Genomic DNA, 16,094 nt, shown 5'->3' with positions numbered 1-16,094 from the left:
AGAGCGCAATTCACCGCGCCGCCCGGCGCTAGCATGGCGGTATGGCAGGTCTGCGCGCTCGCGCCCTCGGCACCCTGGCCGGGCAGCTCGGCAATCCGCACGGAATCCTCGGCACGGTGGTGGCCGGGATGCTGAATCGGGGCAATCGCCCCGCGGTGGCGGCCGCCGTCGCCGCGGCGGGCATCACACCGGGGGCCACCGTCGCCGACCTCGGCTTCGGCGGCGGGGCCGGGCTGGCCATGCTGCTGGACAAGGTGGGCTCCAGCGGCATCGTGCACGGCGTCGAGATCTCCCCGGACATGATCGCGAGCGCGCGCAAGCGGTACGCGCCGCAGGTGCGCTCCGGCACCCTGCAGGTGGCCGAGGGCTCGCTCACCGCGCTGCCGCTGCGGGACGGCGTGCTCGACGCCGCGATCACCGTCAACACGGTCTACTTCGTCGACGACCTGCCCGCCGCCTTCGCCGAACTCGCCAGGACGATCCGCCCCGGCGGCGTCGCTGTGGTCGGCATCGGCGACCCGGAGGCGATGGCGAAGCTGCCCTTCACCGCGCACGGTTTCCGGCTGCGCCCCGCCGACGAGGTGGCAGCCGCGCTGGAGCAGAGCGGCTTCCGGGTGCAGCGCAGCAACCCGGAGGGCACCCAGCTCCCGTTCCACGTGCTCGCCGGGCGGCGCGGGGTCGATTAGCACCCCCGAAACAGCACCCGGAAACGCGAGAAGCCCGGTCCGAGGGACCGGGCTCTCATACTGTGGGCGAAGGGGGACTTGAACCCCCACGTCCTTACGGACACTGGCACCTGAAGCCAGCGCGTCTGCCATTCCGCCACTCGCCCGAGCGACTCGAAGACCGTATCACGCACCGTCGGCCAAACCGAAATCGCCTGTTGACAAGCTGTGACCAGTCCTTGACCACTCCGGGAACCTCCTGGGCTTTCCGGGAGTTACAGGGGTGGAGGATCGTGGATATCATGCAGTGAACGTGCTCGAACCACGACACGCCAACCAGTTGTGTCGTTGTTACGGATCGGTAGGAGTTCACACACCGGAGGGAGGCTGAGATGGGCATCGTCGATCGATTCGAACGGCGCCTGCAAGGCGCCGTCGGTGATGCGGCCGCTCGCGTCTTCGGTGGCAGCGTCGTCCCCAAGGAAGTGGAGGCGGCGCTGCAGCGTGAGGCCTCGGATCGGGTCCAGGACGTCGGCGGCGGGCACCTGCTCGCGCCGAACAGTTATGTGATAACCGTCGCCACCTCCGATCACGAGCAACTCGTCGCAGATCCCGAGCTCACCAGCAAGGCGTTCGCCAAGCACCTGCACGACTACATCCGCGATCAGGGGTGGCAGACGTACGGCGAAGTACACGTGGCATTCGAGGCATCCCCTACGCTGCACACCGGACAGTTCAGGGCGAGCGGCCGGGTGGATCCCGACGTCGGCCGCGGAGCTCCGGCTCCTGGCCGATCGGGGGCGCCCGCTCCGTCGCCAGGAGCTGCGCAACAACGACCCGCACACCCGCAACCAGGAGCTGGCCCCATGACGCAGAACTCTGGCTACGACCCGAGCCGTGAGCCCGCGGAGTCCGATCCACGCAACCGCGGGTACGCTCCGCCGCCCGCCGGCAGGCCGCAGAACGGCGCCTACGGCGACGATTACGGCCGCGGCGGTGCCGCGCCGGAGGGCTACGGCGACTACCAGGCCGGTGGCGACTACCAGAACGGCTACGGCCAGCCCGGTTACGGCGCCGAGCAGCCCGGGTACGGCGCGGGCCGGGCCTACGGCGAGCAGCAGCCCGGCTACGGCCAGCAGGGCGGGTACGGCGCCGCGGGCGGTGCGCCGCAGGCCTACTCCGAGCCGGGCTACGAGCAGCAGCCGGGCGGGTACGGCGGGCAGCCGCCCGGATACGGCGCCGAGCGCGGCTACGGCCAGCCGGGTGCGGGCTACGGCGCCGAGCAGCCGGGCTACGGCGCCGCCCAGCCCGGGTACGGCGAGCCGGGGTACGCCGCCGAGCAGCCGGGCGGCTACGGCGCGGAGCAGCAGCCGGGCTACGGCCAGGCCGGGTACGGCGCGGGCGGGCAGCCGGGCTACGGCGAGCAGGGCTACGGCCAGCCGGGCGCGGGCTACGGCGATCGCGCGGGCTACGGCGCCGCCCCCGCGGCCCCGGCCGGCTACGGCCAGGCACCGGGCGCGGCACCGGGCTACGGCCAGGAGCAGGAGTACCGCGATCCCGGCTACGGCGAGCAGCCCGGCTACGGCCAGGGCGGCGGCTACGGCGCCGAGGAGCGCGGCGGCTACGCGGGCCAGCAGGCGGGCTACGGCGACCGCGGCGGCTACGCGGGCGGCGCGGCGGCGCCGGCGGCCCAGCCGGCCTACGCGGCCCCCGCGGCGGGCTCCGGCTTCCAGGCGACCCTCCAGCTGGACGACGGCAGCGGCCGGACCTACCAGCTCCGGGAGGGAAGCAACATCATCGGCCGCGGCCAGGACGCACACTTCCGGTTGCCGGACACCGGCGTCTCGCGCAGGCACATCGAGGTTCGCTGGGACGGCCAGACCGCGATGCTCTCCGACCTCGGTTCCACCAACGGGACGCTGGTCAACGGGTCTCCGGTGCAGGACTGGCAACTCGCGGACGGCGATGTGATCCGGGCCGGGCACAGCGAGATCCTGATCCGAATCGTCTGATCCCGTAAGCTCGCCAACCAGATCACAGGTACGACGGCAGCCGTAGGCGCCGTCGTACCGTGTTCGAACCCGGCTTCGGGCCCTATGATGCTGCCAATCCACGCGCGGCTCGTCGGACGAATCCGAGCCGGGTGAGGTCAGCAAGCCGGTGGGGGCTCTCGAGCCGCCACCGTCGTCCGCGCGCACACGGTGAACAGGAGGTGGAACGCCGTGCAGGGACTGATTCTGCAAGTGACCCGTGCGGGGTTCCTGCTGCTGCTGTGGCTGTTCGTGTGGGCTATCCTGCGGACCTTGCGCAGCGACATCTACGCGGCATCCGGCATCCGGATACAGCCCAGGGCCACACGCGGGTCAACGGTGCTGCCTTCCTTCAGCCGAGGCCAGAAGGGCGCCAAATTCCTTGTGGTGACTCATGGTTCACTCGCCGGCACCCGCATCACGCTCAGCACCCAGCCGGTGCTGATCGGACGTGCGGACGACTCGACGCTGGTACTCACCGACGACTACGCCTCCACCCGGCACGCCCGGATCTCACCGCGCGGTGAGGACTGGTACGTCGAGGATCTCGGCTCCACCAACGGCACGTATCTCGACCGTGCGAAAGTCACCACCCCCGTTCGTGTTCCGCTCGGCACCCCGGTGCGAGTCGGCAAAACAGTGATCGAGCTCCGATCGTGACACTTGTTCTCCGCTATGCAGCGCGCAGCGACCGCGGTCTCGTCCGGGCCAACAACGAGGACTCCGTCTACGCGGGCGCACGCCTGCTCGCCCTGGCGGACGGCATGGGCGGCCACGCGGCAGGCGAGGTCGCCTCGCAGCTGATGATCGCCGCGCTCGCCCACCTCGACGACGACGAACCCGGCCCCGACCTGCTCGGCAAGCTGGACCATGCCACCCGCGAGGGCAACGCCGCGATCGCCGACCAGGTCGAGGAGGAGCCCGAGCTCGACGGCATGGGCACCACGCTGACCGCGATCCTCTTCGCGGGCAAGAAACTCGGCATGGTGCACATCGGCGACTCAAGGGCGTACATGCTCCGCGACGCCGAGCTGGCCCAGATCACCAGGGACGACACCTTCGTGCAGTCGCTGGTCGACGAGGGCCGGATCACCGCCGAGCAGGCGCACACGCACCCGCAGCGCTCGCTGATCATGCGGGCGCTCACCGGCAACGAGATCGACCCGACACTCGTCATGCGCGAGGCAAAGGCCGGCGACCGGTACCTGCTCTGCTCGGACGGCCTCTCCGACGTGGTCAGCGACGAGACCATCGCGAACACCATGCGCGAGGGCAACACCGACGAGTGCGCCGACCGGCTGATCGAGCTGGCGCTGCGCAGCGGCGGGCCGGACAACGTGACCGTCGTCGTCGCCGACGTCATCGACCTCGACTACGGCCAGAGCCACCCGATCGTGGCCGGCGCCGCCTCCGGGGTGGACGACGACACGCCGCCGCCGAACACCGCGGCGGGCCGGGCCGCCGCCATCCGGCCGCCGAGGCAGAGCTCGCCGCGCCGCACCGCGGCGAGCCCGGAGCCGGAGCCGCCCGCCAAGTCGAGGAAGCTGCGCTGGATCGCGCTCGCGGTCGCGCTGGTGCTCGCGGTCGGGATCGGGCTGATCGTCGGCTACAAGATGATTCGCAGCAACTACTACGTCGGGGCCGACAATGGCTCGGTGGTAATTCTGCGCGGGCTGCCCGGCACCGTGCTCGGCTGGTCCGTGCACGATGTCGACCTGGTCGGCTGCGTGAGCAAGACGGGGCAGCTGACGCTGGCCGTCCCCGGCTCCGACCAGCCCGCCGGCTGCAAGCCGCTGAAGGTCGACGACCTGGAGCAGACCGGCCGCGACCAGGTCGAGAAGGGGCTGCCGCCGGGCTCGCTGGAGAAGGCGAGGGACCAGATGGAGGTGCTGGCGCAGCGCGAGCTGCTGCCCGCCTGCGTCAAGGCCACCACGCCCGCGCCGCAGCCGAGCACCCCCGCGCCGCAGCCCGCCGCCTCACCCGAGCCGGGCGCCCCGGCGCCGGAGCCCGCGCCCGCCCCGCCGCCGGGCGAGCCGCAGCCGGAGAACCGGGAGGGGCAGCCTCCGGCGCCGAAGCCGGAGCAGGCGCAGCCGTCCACCCCCCAGATCGCGGGGGAGAACTGCCGGGTGACGGACTGATGTCCGCTCCGGCACCGCCGCAGGCCGGGGGATACCCCAGCCCGCCCGGCGGCTTCGCGCCCGCGCCCCCGCCCGCCACCAAGCGGAACGCGGAGCTGCTGCTGCTCGGCTTCGCCGCGGTGATCACCACCGCGTCGCTCTTCCTGGTCGAGGCGAGCCAGGAGCAGTCGCTCACCTGGGAAATCGCCAAGTACGGGCTGGCCTACCTGGCACTGTTCGGCATCGCGCACCTCGCGGTGCGGCGCTTCGCCCCGTTCGCCGACCCGCTGCTGTTGCCCATCGCCGCGCTGCTCAACGGCCTCGGGCTGGTGCTCATCCACCGGCTCGACCTGGCCGCCGCGCAGAGCGCCGCCTACAACGGCTCCGAGACGCCGTCGCCGGACGCCAATTCGCAGGTGCTCTGGACCGCGCTCGGCATGATCGTCTTCGTCGGCGTGCTCGTCGTGCTGCGCGATTACCGCACGCTCGCCCGCTACAGCTACACCCTCGGGCTGGTCGGGCTGGTCGCGCTGGCCATCCCTGCGGTGCTGCCCGGGCGCTTCTCCGAGGCCAACGGCGCCAAGATCTGGATCCGGCTGCCCGGCATCAGCCTGCAGCCGGGCGAGTTCGCCAAGATCCTGCTGATCATCTTCTTCGCCTCGGTGCTGGTCGCCAGGCGCGACCTCTTCACCGTCGCGGGCAAGCGCTTCCTCGGCATGGAGTTCCCCCGCGCCCGCGACCTCGGGCCGATCCTGGTGGTCTGGATCGTCTGCATCGGCGTGCTGGTCTTCGAGAAGGATCTCGGCACCTCGCTGCTGATCTTCAGCACGGTGCTGGTGATGCTCTACATCGCCACCGAGCGGGTCGGCTGGCTGCTCATCGGCTTCTCGCTGCTCGGGGTCGGCTTCGTCTTCGCCTACCAGCTCTTCGGCCACGTCCGGGTGCGGGTGGACACCTGGCTGCACCCGTTCGAGGACTACAGCAACACCGGCTACCAGATCTCGCAGTCGCTGTTCGGCCTCGCCACCGGCGGGCTCGCGGGCACCGGGCTCGGCAGCGGCCGCCCCTCGCAGGTGCCGTTCGCCAAGACCGACTTCATCGTCACCACCATCGGTGAGGAGCTCGGGCTGATCGGGCTGGCCGCCGTGCTGATCCTGTTCCTGATGCTGGTGGTGCGCGGGCTGCGCACCGCGCTCGCGGTGCGCGACAGCTTCGGCAAGCTGCTCGCGGCCGGGCTCGCCTTCACCATCGCGGTGCAGGTCTTCGTCGTGGTCGGCGGCGTCACCAAGCTGATCCCGCTGACCGGCCTCACCACCCCGTTCGTCTCGTACGGCGGCTCGTCGCTGCTGGCCAACTACGCGCTGCTCGCGCTGCTGATCCGGATCTCGGATGCCGCCCGCGCCCCGGCGCCGGTCGCGCGCAGGGAGCCGGCCGCACCGCTCGCGGAGGCGCAGACCGAGATGATCGGGCGCCGACGGGAAGCGAGGCCACAGGAATGAACACCCCCCTACGCCGGGTCGCGGTCGCGGTGATGGTCATGATCGTGGCGCTGCTGATGAACGCGACCTACGTGCAGGTCATCAAGGCCGACGACTACCGCCTCGACCCGCGCAACTCGCGCGTGCTGCTGGACGAGTACTCCCGCCAGCGCGGCCAGATCGCCGCGGGCGGCACCGTGCTGGCCAGCTCGGTGGCGACCGACGACCGGTACAAGTACCTGCGCACCTACCCCACCGAGCCGGCCGCCTACGCCCCGGTCACCGGCTTCTACTCGATGAACTACGGCAGCACCGGGCTGGAGCGCGCGGCGGACTCGCTGCTCAACGGCTCGGACAGCCAGCTCTTCGGGCGCAGGCTGATCGACATGATCGCCGGCCGCGACCCGCGCGGCGCCAATGTCGTGACCACCCTGAACCCGGCCATGCAGCAGGTCGCCTACGACCAGCTGACGAGCAAGGGCTACACCGGCTCGGTGGTCGCGATCGAGCCGTCCTCCGGCAAGATCCTGACCATGGTGTCCACCCCGAGCTACGACCCGAACCGGCTCTCCGGGCACGACGGCGCGGCCACCACCCAGGCCTACGACGAACTCAGCTCCGACCCGGAGCTGCCGATGCTGAACCGGGCCGTCTCGCAGACCTACCCGCCCGGCTCCACCTTCAAGGTGATCACCACCGCGGCCGCGCTCTCCGCCAACGTCGCCAGGCCGGAGGACCAGCTCACCGCCGCGCCGACGATCACGCTGCCCGGCACGAGCACCACCCTGGAGAACTACAACGGCAACACCTGCGGCGGGGGCGGCACCGCCTCGCTGTTCGACGCGTTCCGGTTCTCCTGCAACACCGCCTTCGTCGAGCTCAGCCAGCGGGTCGGCGCGGCCGGGCTCAAGGACGAGGCCGCCGCCTTCGGGATCGGCCCGCACCGCGGCATCCCGATCCCGGTGGCGGAGAGCACCGTCGGCAGCATCCCGGACGCGGCCGCGCTCGGCCAGTCCAGCATCGGCCAGCGCGATGTCGCGCTGACCCCGCTGGACAACGCCGTCGTCGCCGCCACCGTCGCCAACGGCGGCGTCCGGATGGAGCCGTACCTGATCGACCAGACCCAGGGCCCCGACCTCAGCGAGCTCTCCCGCACCGAGCCGGTCTCGGTGGGACAGGCGGTCAGCGCCCAGGTAGCGTCTCAGCTGACCAACCTGATGATCGCCTCGGAGAACAACACCGCCGGCAGCGGGCGGTCCGGATACCAGATCGCCTCCAAGACCGGCACCGCCGAGCACGGCAGCGACCCACGGAATACCCCGCCGCACGCGTGGTACATCGCCTTCGCGCCCGCCCAGAACCCGAAGATCGCCATCGCGGTGATCGTCGAGAACGGCGGGGATCGCGCGCTGGCCGCGACCGGTGGCTCGGTGGCGGCTCCGGTGGCGCGCGCGGTGCTCGACGCCGGGCTGCGAGGGGGCTGAACAGATGGACGTGCGAGTGAATGTACGGGGGCCCCAGTGCTGAACAACGGCGCCATGATCGCCGACCGATACCGCCTGCACCGGCTCATCGCCACCGGTGGCATGGGGCAGGTGTGGGAAGCCCTCGACACCCGGCTCGACCGCCGGGTCGCCGTCAAGGTGCTCAAGTCCGAGTTCTCCACCGACCCGACCTTCCGGCAGCGCTTCCGCACCGAGGCGAAGACCACCGCGCAGCTGAACCACTCCGGCATCGCGGGCATGTACGACTACGGCGAGACGCTCGACCCCTCCGGCGGCGAGATGGCCTACCTGGTCATGGAGCTGGTGCAGGGTGAGCCGCTGAACGCGGTGCTGAACCGGCTCGGCAGGCTGTCGGTCGTGCAGGGCCTCGACCTGCTGGAGCAGACCGGCCGGGCGCTGGAGGCGGCGCACGTCGCCGGTGTGGTGCACCGCGACGTCAAGCCGGGCAACATCCTGGTGACGCCGACCGGGCAGGTCAAGATCACCGACTTCGGCATCGCCAAGGCGGTGGACGCCTCGCCGGTCACCAAGACCGGCATGGTGATGGGCACCGCCCAGTACATCGCGCCCGAGCAGGCGATCGGCGAGGACGCCACCGCCGCCTCCGATGTGTACTCGCTCGGCGTGGTCGGCTACGAGGCGCTGGCCGGGCAGCGGCCGTTCACCGGCGAGGGCGCCATCACCGTCGCCATGAAGCACGTCCGCGAGACGCCGCCGCCGATGCCGGCCGATCTGCCCGCCAATGTGCGCGAGCTGATCGAGATCGTGCTGGCCAAGGACCCGAACCAGCGCTATGGCAGCGGCGGCGAGTTCGCCGACGCCGTCGCCGCGGTCAAGGCCGGGCGCCGCCCGCCGCCGCCGCGCGCCACCGCCACCGGTTCGATGACCGGCGCGACCCGGGTGCTCCCGCCCGGCCCGACCGCGATGATCCCGTCCGGCCAGCAGACCTACGAGGGCGCCACCGTGCGCTACTCGGCGCCCGCCGCGCACGCGGTCACGAACGCGGGCCCGCCGACGCACGGCCACGCCCCGGCCACCGCGCACGCACAGCGGATCCCGCCCACCACCGGCGCGCCGGACCGCGGGGACGACAACAAGTCCACCCGGAACTGGCTGATCGCGCTCGGCATCGGCGCGGTGCTGCTCGGCGGCGCCGTGATCTACCTGCTCTTCGGCGGCGACACCAACCCGGAGAACACCCCGGCGCCGACCACGACGCAGTCGCCGATTGCCCCGCCGCCGCCGCCCGCGCCGATCACCACCACCAGGCAGGCGCCCCCGCCGCAGCCGGAGCCGAGCTACGAGCCGCCGCCGACCACGACGGAGGCCCCGACCACCACGCAGGCGCCGACCACGACGACGGTGCCGCCGAGCAGCGCGCCGAGCACCACCAAGCCGACCACCACCGCGGGCAGCACGACAACGCGCTCCCGCATCCCGACGCTCGACCTGCCGTTCCCCGACGCCCCCGGTGCCCAGGGGGCGGACTCCACTTCCCGCGCGCCCTACACCCCGTGGCAAGGACAACAATGACGACGCCGAAGAATCTCGGCTCCCGGTACGATCTGGGCGAGATCATCGGGTTCGGCGGGATGTCCGAGGTGCACAAGGCCCGCGACGTCCGGCTCAGCCGGGATGTGGCGATCAAGGTGCTGCGCGCCGACCTGGCCCGCGATCCCACCTTCTACCTGCGCTTCAAGCGCGAGGCGCAGAACGCCGCCGCGCTGAATCACCCCGCCATCGTCGCGGTCTACGACACCGGCGAGACCGAGATCGACGGCGGCCCGCTGCCCTACATCGTGATGGAGTACGTCGACGGCGACACCCTGCGCGACCTCGTGCGCGGCAAGGGCCCGCTGCCGCCGCGGCGCGCGATGGAGGTCATCGCCGACGTCTGCGCCGCGCTCGACTTCAGCCACAACGCCGGCATCGTGCACCGCGACATGAAGCCGGCCAACATCATGATCAACCGCGCCGGCGCGGTGAAGGTCATGGACTTCGGCATCGCCCGCGCCATCGCGGACAGCGCCAACCCCATGACGCAGACCGCCGCGGTGATCGGCACCGCCCAGTACCTCTCCCCCGAGCAGGCCCGCGGCGAGACCGTCGACGCCCGCTCGGACGTCTACTCGGTCGGCTGCGTCCTCTTCGAGATCCTCACCGCCGAGCCGCCCTTCACCGGCGACTCGCCGATCGCGGTCGCCTACCAGCACGTCAGGGAGGATCCCCGGCTGCCGTCGCACGTGCACTCGGGCGTGCCGCGCGAGCTGGACTCGGTCGTGCTCAAGGCGATGAGCAAGAACCCGGCGAACCGGTACCAGAGCGCCGCCGATATGCGCGCCGATCTGATCCGGGTGCTCGGCGGGCAGAAGCCGAGCGCCCCGATGGTGATGACCGACGAGGATCGCACCGGCATCATCGACTCCGAGGAGCATGCCCCGCGCAGCTACCGCACGGTGGAGCGGCGCGCGGATCCGGACGACGACGAGCAGCCCGAGCAGCACGAGCGCCGCCGCTCGGCGTACCTGGCGCTCGGCGTCGCGGCCGCGGTGCTGGTGGCCTTCGGGCTGTTCTGGGTGTTCCTCGGCCCGGGAAGCAAGCCGGACCAGCGGGCCGTTCCCGACCTCTCCGGCAAGCCGGCCGCGCAGGCGCAGACCTCGCTGCAGCAGCTCGGGTTCAGCGTCGCCGTCCAGGAGAAGCCGGACGCGCGGGTGGCGGCGGGCAACGTGATCGCCACCCAGCCGCTCGGCGGCTCGCGGGCGGACGAGGGAAGCACCATCACCGTGCAGGTCTCCACCGGCCCGCAGCAGGTGCAGGTGCCGCGGCTGGACGGCCTCACCCAGCAGCAGGCCGAGCAGGAGCTGAACTCCAAGGGGCTGCGGCTGGACCCGAACGTCCGCAGGCAGCCATCCGGCGACGCCGAGCGCGACAAGGTGATCGCGCAGGAGCCGTCGGCCGGGTCGAGGATCGACGTGGACGGCGCGATCCTGCTGACCATCGGCACCGGCCCGGAGCAGGTGCGGGTGCCGAACGTGGTGGGTCAGGACATCAACGTCGCGCAGCCGAACCTGGTGGACAGCGCCGGCTTCGAGATCGTGATCCAGGAGGTCCAGTCCAGCAAGCCGAAGGGCGAGGTGGTCGCGACCACGCCGTCCGGCGGCACCAGCGCGGAGAAGGGCTCGACCGTCACCGTGCAGGTGTCGAGCGGTGAGCAGGTCAGGATGCCGTCGCTGGTCGGGCTGACGGTGGCGCAGGCGGTCGACCGGCTGCGCGCCGAGGGCTGGTCCGGCGGGGCCGGGCAGATCGACCAGACCACCCAGGGCACCTTCGACACCCTCGCGGTCGGCAAGGTGATCGGCCAGCAGCCGAGCGCGGGCTCGTCGATGGCGAAGAACGGCACCGTCTCGCTCACCGTCGGGGTGCTCGGGCCGCCCTGATCGCTCAGGAGAGGTCGAGGTGGCGGTTCACCGCGCGCGCCGCCTCGGCCAGCTCGGGCAGCTCGACCACCTCGACGCCGTGCTGCCGCAGCAGTTCGACGCCGACGCAGTCGGCCACGAAGGTGGCCGGCTCGCGCCAGGCGATCACCACGCGCGGGATCCCCGCGTCGAGCACCCGCCGGGTGCACGGCCGCCTGCTCGCCGTCGCGCGCTGCGAGCAGGGCTCCAGCGTGCTGTAGAGCGTGGCCAGGCGCAGCCGCGGATCGTCGGCGGCCAGCTTCGCCAGCGCCGCCTCCTCGGCGTGGTTCTTCTCGTGCAGTTCGCGCGAGTAGCCGGTCGCGAGCTCGATTCCGTCCGCCACCAGCACCGCGCCCACCGAGAAGGCGGTCGCGCTCGGCGGGCTCAGCCGGGCGAGGGCGATGGCGCGTTCCAGGAACCGGTGGTCGTCGTCCGCGGGCATCAGCTCTCCTCCCGGCCGCGCGGCAGGTAGCGCAGTACGGCCACGTCGCCGACGGCTGCCACCCCCGCCAGCCGCATGCGGTGCGCGGGGCCGCCGGGGAAGGCGGCCTGCCCGACGAAGCGCGGGGCCGCCGCGTCGCCGACCAGGATCGGCGCCACCGCGACGTGCAGTTCGTCGGCGAGCCCGGCGGCGAGGAAGGCGGTGTGCATCCGGGTGCCGCCCTCGACCATGAGCCGTCCGATCCCGCGCGCGCCGAGATCGTCGAGCAGGACGGACAGGTCGAGCTCAGGGCCGAGGCTGCGCACCTCGGCCAGCCCGGTCAGCCGGTCGCCGAGCCTGGTCCGGCCCGCGTCGGTGGTGTAGACGAGCTTGGCGCCGCCGTGGTGCCAGAACCGCAGCCCGGCATCGAGGTTTCCCAGCGCGGTCACCGTGATCTTGAGCGGGTACTCCGGTTTGCCCGCCGCCGCCCGAGCGGCACGCCGCTCGGCGCTGTTCACCAGGAGCCGGGGGTTGTCCCGGCGCAGCGTCTCGGCGCCGATCAGAACGGCGTCGGACTCGGCCCGCACCTGGTCGACCCGGTCGAAATCCGCGGCGTTCGAGAGCAGCAGCCGCTGCGGGCTCGCGTCATCGATATAGCCGTCCACGCTCACCGCGACGGACAACAGTACGTGCGGCCGGGTGTGCCCGTGCTGCGGCTGCCGCGCCGAGCCCTGCTCGCCGTCCGACGGCCCGGCCGGGTCGGGGGTGCGCGCCGGCGCCGCACCTGGGCCCGCGCTCACTGCGGCACCAGCGCGGCGACCTCCGCTTCCAGCGTCGCGACCAGCCCCTCGGGGGGGCGCTGTCCGCATACCTCCAGCCAGTTCGCGAGCATCCGGTGACCGCCGCGGGTGAGCACCGACTCCGGGTGGAACTGCACGCCGTGGATCGGCAGCGTGCGGTGCCGCAGCGCCATCACGATCCCGCTCTCGGTGCGGCCGAGCACCTCGATCTCCGGCGGCAGCGTCTCCTCCAGCACGGTCAGCGAGTGGTAGCGGGTGGCGGTGAAGGGGTCGGGCAGCCCGGCCAGCACGCCGGCGCCGAGGTGGTACACCTCGCTCGTCTTGCCGTGCAGCAGCTCGGGGGCGCGGGTGACGGTGCCGCCGAAGACCGCGCCGATCGCCTGGTGGCCGAGGCAGACGCCGAGCAGCGGGGTCGCGGCGTCGGCGCAGGCCCGGACCAGCTCCATGCTGACGCCCGCGCGGTCCGGGGTGCCGGGGCCGGGGCTGATCAGCACCCCGTCGTACTCGGTCGCGATTCCGGCCGGATCGGCCAATTCCGGGTCGTCGTTGCGCCACACCACGGCCTCGACCCCGAGCTGGCCCAGGTACTGGACCAGGTTGAAGACGAAGCTGTCGTAGTTGTCGACGACCAGAACGCGCATGACACGAGGGTACTGGCCCGCGCAAACCGGTATTCGGGGCCGTGACCTGGTGGGCTAGCCTGGAACCCGAGACCACGCGGGCGGCCGGTACCCCGCCCGGACGCCGAACGCGAGGACACCATGCCGAAGTCGAAGGTCCGCAAGAAGACCGATTACACCATCAACCCGGCCAGCCGCACCCCCGTGAAGGTGAAGGCGGTCGGCCCGTCGCCGGTCTGGTACGTCGCCATCATGCTCGGCTTCATGCTGGCCGGGCTGGTCTGGCTGCTCGTCTACTACCTGGCGGCCGAGCAGATCCAGTGGATGGCCGATCTCAACGCCTGGAACTTCCTGATCGGCTTCGGGCTCATGGTGGTCGGGCTGATCATGACCATGCGGTGGCGCTGACCTGGTCCGCACCCGAATCACACCGGTGTGTTTCATGCACACCTGTGGATGACTCTGTGGACAACTCGAGGACAACCTGGGGAGAACACCCGTGAACGCCGGTGACACCGACGATCGCACCACCTGGACCACCCCCGCACCCGCCCTGGCCGCCGTGGCCGCGGGCGGGGTCGCGCTCGGCATCGCCGCGGTCTTCGCCGCCGATGCCCCGAGCATGGTCCTGGTGGGGGTGGCCGCGCTCGGGCTGCTCGGCCTGGCCGGGCTCGGCCTGCGCCAGCGCCCCCGGGTCACCATCGTGCCCGGCGCGGAGCCGCGGCTGGTGGTGCGCGGGCTCACCGGGGCGGTGAGCTACACCCGCCCGCAGATCCTGCGCGCGCGGATCACGCACTACCGCAGGCTCGGCCGCAAGACGCCGATGCTGGAGCTCGACGTCGAGCGGCCGGAGCACGACGACGACCGCCTGCTCATCTTCGGCCGCTGGGATCTCGGCACGAACCCCGAGGAGCTGTTCGAGGCCATGCTCCGGCACAACCTGGTGCACCGGGGCTGATCAGACCAGGCTCATCCCGGCGACGCCGATCACCGCGAGCGCACCGAGCCCGACCGCGGCCAGGCTCACCCAGCCGATGGTGCGCGCCGCCTCCGGCGATTTCGCGCCGGCCCACTGCGGCAGGAAGAGCACGCCGAGCGTGGCCAGCGTGCCCGCGGTCAGCCCGCCCAGGTGCCCCCAGAGCGAGATGCCGGGGAGCGAGAGGCTGATGATCACGTTGATGCCGATCACGATGAGCATCTGATTCGGGCTCTGCCGCAGCCGGATCAGTACCACGGTGACCGCGCCGAAGAGGCCGTACACGGCCCCGGAGGCGCCCGCCGTCAGGCTGTCCTGGGAGAAGAGCATGACGCCGGCCGAGCCGCCGAGCAGCGCGACCAGGTACACCAGCAGGTACCGCACCCGCCCGAGCACCAGCTCGCAGTCCCGGCCGACCACGTACAGCGCGAACATGTTGACCAGCAGGTGCAGCGGGCCGTAGTGCAGGAAGCCGGAGCCGAGCACCCGCCACCACTCGCCGTCCGCGACGGCGGGCGGGTAGAGCACCCAATCCAGGAAGATCCGGGAGCGCTGGTTGTCCACCACGCTGCTCGCCTGGGCGGCGGTGATGCCGAAGACCAGCAGGTTGAGCGCGATCAGCGCGTAGGTGACCAGCGGGCGCGGCGCGCTGCCCGCCTGCGCGCCCGCCACCGTGCGCACCTGCGGCGTCGAGCGCCGATCCTGCTGCAGGCAGTCGACGCAGTGCTGCCCGACCGCCGCGGGGCGCAGGCAGTCCGCGCAGGCGGGGCGGTGACACCGGGTGCAGGCGAGGCCGGTCGCGCGGTCCGGGTGCCGGACGCAGACGGGGGCGGGCGGTTGTGGTTGCATCGTCTCCTCGCTCCGTTCCCGCCGCGCGGCGGTACCACCGGCCATCCTGCCATCTCCCGCCGATCGCGCAGGTCGCAGCCGTATTCGAGACCCTGCCGGATTCGGCGATCTGCTTCGCGGTGTGCCACAGTGGTGCCATGAGCTCGGCTTCCCGCTCCCGTTTGCGCAACCGCCTGATCGCCGCGGCCGCCGTCACCGCCGCAGGCGCCGCCGCGGCGGTGGCCCGCAGCCGCCGCCCGCAGCCGCCGGCCCCCGCCCCGGCGCCGCCGCGCATCGGCTATTCGCGCAGCGCGGTCGGCGGCGAGCCGGAACCCGGCACCACCGCCTGACCGAGCGCGCGGCCGGCGAGCCGCGCGCCCGGACCGCGGTCCCCTACCGGCTGACGGTGCGCTGGTACTGCCGCAGCGACAGCGGAATGAAGATCGCCAGGATCACGACGACCCAGATCAGCGTCGTCGCCACCGGATGCTGCATCGACCACGCCTGCGACGGCGTCGCCACCGGGCTGGTGTTGCCGAACAGCTCGCGGCTCGCCTGCGCCAGCGCCGAGACCGGGTTCCACTCCGCGAACACCTTCAGCACCACCGGCAGGTCGTCGATCGGCACGAAGGTGTTGGCCAGGAAGGTGAGCGGGAAGATCACCATGAAGCTGGCGTTGTTGAACACCTCGGGGGTGCGCACCAGCAGCCCGACCGTCGCCATCATCCAGGACAGCGCGTAGGCGAAGAGCAGCAGCAGCACGTAGGCGAGCACCGCGTCCAGCAGCGAGCCGCGGATCCGCCAGCCGACCACGAGGCCGGTCAGCGACATGACCACCAGGCTCACCACATTGATCACCACGTCGCTCACGGTCCGCCCGACCAGCACCGCGACCGGCGCCATCGGCAGCGACCGGAAGCGGTCGATGATGCCCTTCTGCATGTCCTCGGCCAGCCCGGCGCCGGTGAAGGTGGAGCCGAAGACCACCGTCTGCACGAAGATGCCCGCGATCAGGAACTCGCGGTACCCGCCCTCCAGCCCGGGCACCTGGATCGCGGTGCCGAAGACGTAGGCGAAGAGCAGCACGAACATGATCGGCGACAGCGTCGCGAAGACCAGCACGTCCGGCACGCGCTTGATCTTGATGACATTGCGCTTGGTCACGGTGATGCTGTCGATCACCACGATCCGCATCCGCT

At 71.9% G+C, this 16,094-nt stretch carries 16 protein-coding genes and 1 tRNA gene; 11 read left to right on the top strand and 6 right to left on the bottom strand.

Going from position 1 to position 16,094, the window contains the following annotated elements; all coding sequences use genetic code 11:
• The first annotated feature begins 41 nt into the window (after window positions 1-41).
• The gene (locus LTT61_RS18750) at window positions 42-686 is read left to right on the top strand and encodes a class I SAM-dependent methyltransferase (protein WP_233015393.1); all 645 of its coding nucleotides are present in this window, start codon (window positions 42-44) and stop codon (window positions 684-686) included.
• Window positions 687-749: 63 nt separating this feature from the next.
• Here the strand turns inward: LTT61_RS18750 and LTT61_RS18745 are convergent.
• Window positions 750-832: transfer RNA gene (locus LTT61_RS18745), tRNA-Leu, on the bottom strand.
• A 225-nt stretch (window positions 833-1,057) separates the two neighbouring features.
• On the opposite strand from LTT61_RS18745, the gene LTT61_RS18740 reads away from it, so the two are divergent.
• The 7 genes from LTT61_RS18740 to pknB all read left to right on the top strand — a co-directional run bounded on the left by LTT61_RS18740 (window position 1,058) and on the right by pknB (window position 11,232).
• Complete coding sequence (locus tag LTT61_RS18740; protein WP_233015392.1) at window positions 1,058-2,677, top strand: DUF3662 and FHA domain-containing protein; 1,620 nt, start codon at window positions 1,058-1,060, stop codon at window positions 2,675-2,677.
• 210 nt (window positions 2,678-2,887) lie between these two features.
• A complete protein-coding gene (locus LTT61_RS18735) occupies window positions 2,888-3,355 on the top strand; it encodes an FHA domain-containing protein FhaB/FipA (RefSeq protein ID WP_233015391.1) in 468 nt (155 codons plus the stop codon).
• Window positions 3,352-4,833: a PP2C family protein-serine/threonine phosphatase gene (locus tag LTT61_RS18730; protein WP_233015390.1), complete on the top strand. Its 1,482-nt coding sequence runs from the start codon at window positions 3,352-3,354 to the stop codon at window positions 4,831-4,833. Before LTT61_RS18735 ends, LTT61_RS18730 begins: the two co-directional genes overlap by 4 nt.
• On the top strand, window positions 4,833-6,311 hold the full coding sequence (locus tag LTT61_RS18725) for an FtsW/RodA/SpoVE family cell cycle protein (protein ID WP_233015389.1): 1,479 nt from the start codon (window positions 4,833-4,835) through the stop codon (window positions 6,309-6,311). The genes LTT61_RS18730 and LTT61_RS18725 overlap by 1 nt, the downstream gene beginning before the upstream one ends.
• Complete coding sequence (locus LTT61_RS18720) at window positions 6,308-7,774, top strand: peptidoglycan D,D-transpeptidase FtsI family protein (protein ID WP_233015388.1); 1,467 nt, start codon at window positions 6,308-6,310, stop codon at window positions 7,772-7,774. The genes LTT61_RS18725 and LTT61_RS18720 overlap by 4 nt, the downstream gene beginning before the upstream one ends.
• A 54-nt stretch (window positions 7,775-7,828) precedes the next feature.
• Window positions 7,829-9,328: a protein kinase domain-containing protein gene (locus tag LTT61_RS18715; protein WP_233015387.1), complete on the top strand. Its 1,500-nt coding sequence runs from the start codon at window positions 7,829-7,831 to the stop codon at window positions 9,326-9,328.
• A complete protein-coding gene (gene pknB, locus LTT61_RS18710) occupies window positions 9,325-11,232 on the top strand; it encodes a Stk1 family PASTA domain-containing Ser/Thr kinase (RefSeq protein WP_233015386.1) in 1,908 nt (635 codons plus the stop codon). Before LTT61_RS18715 ends, pknB begins: the two co-directional genes overlap by 4 nt.
• A gap of 4 nt (window positions 11,233-11,236) precedes the next feature.
• Here the strand turns inward: pknB and LTT61_RS18705 are convergent, their stop codons facing one another.
• Genes LTT61_RS18705 through LTT61_RS18695 form a run of 3 tightly spaced genes read right to left on the bottom strand, consistent with a single transcriptional unit; the run spans window position 11,237 to window position 13,112 of the window.
• On the bottom strand, window positions 11,237-11,692 hold the full coding sequence (locus LTT61_RS18705) for a deaminase (protein WP_233015385.1): 456 nt from the start codon (window positions 11,690-11,692) through the stop codon (window positions 11,237-11,239).
• Entirely contained in the window at window positions 11,692-12,471 is a 780-nt protein-coding gene (locus LTT61_RS18700) for a RibD family protein (protein WP_332909192.1), read from the bottom strand. Before LTT61_RS18700 ends, LTT61_RS18705 begins: the two co-directional genes overlap by 1 nt.
• Window positions 12,468-13,112 (bottom strand): aminodeoxychorismate/anthranilate synthase component II, encoded by a 645-nt coding sequence (locus LTT61_RS18695; RefSeq protein ID WP_233015384.1) that lies wholly within the window; start codon window positions 13,110-13,112, stop codon window positions 12,468-12,470. Before LTT61_RS18695 ends, LTT61_RS18700 begins: the two co-directional genes overlap by 4 nt.
• A 120-nt stretch (window positions 13,113-13,232) precedes the next feature.
• On the opposite strand from LTT61_RS18695, the gene crgA reads away from it, so the two are divergent.
• Together crgA and LTT61_RS18685 are read left to right on the top strand one after the other, a co-directional pair.
• The gene (crgA, locus tag LTT61_RS18690; RefSeq protein WP_233015383.1) at window positions 13,233-13,499 is read left to right on the top strand and encodes a cell division protein CrgA; all 267 of its coding nucleotides are present in this window, start codon (window positions 13,233-13,235) and stop codon (window positions 13,497-13,499) included.
• A gap of 91 nt (window positions 13,500-13,590) precedes the next feature.
• Window positions 13,591-14,049, top strand: coding sequence for a PH domain-containing protein (locus tag LTT61_RS18685; protein ID WP_233015382.1), 459 nt, complete (start codon window positions 13,591-13,593; stop codon window positions 14,047-14,049).
• On the opposite strand, the gene LTT61_RS18680 is transcribed toward LTT61_RS18685, so the two are convergent.
• Entirely contained in the window at window positions 14,050-14,916 is an 867-nt protein-coding gene (locus tag LTT61_RS18680; RefSeq protein WP_233015381.1) for a rhomboid family intramembrane serine protease, read from the bottom strand.
• Between the two features lie 137 nt (window positions 14,917-15,053).
• On the opposite strand from LTT61_RS18680, the gene LTT61_RS18675 reads away from it, so the two are divergent.
• The gene (locus LTT61_RS18675; RefSeq protein ID WP_233015380.1) at window positions 15,054-15,245 is read left to right on the top strand and encodes a hypothetical protein; all 192 of its coding nucleotides are present in this window, start codon (window positions 15,054-15,056) and stop codon (window positions 15,243-15,245) included.
• A 43-nt stretch (window positions 15,246-15,288) separates the two neighbouring features.
• On the opposite strand, the gene LTT61_RS18670 is transcribed toward LTT61_RS18675, so the two are convergent.
• On the bottom strand, window positions 15,289-16,089 hold the full coding sequence (locus LTT61_RS18670; RefSeq protein WP_233021075.1) for an ABC transporter permease: 801 nt from the start codon (window positions 16,087-16,089) through the stop codon (window positions 15,289-15,291).
• Window positions 16,090-16,094: the final 5 nt, after the last annotated feature.

Source organism: Nocardia asteroides (assembly GCF_021183625.1).
Taxonomy (GTDB): domain Bacteria; phylum Actinomycetota; class Actinomycetes; order Mycobacteriales; family Mycobacteriaceae; genus Nocardia; species Nocardia asteroides_A.
The sequence above is the reverse complement of the archived record's forward strand: the minus strand, read 5'-3'. Positions and strand labels throughout refer to the sequence as shown.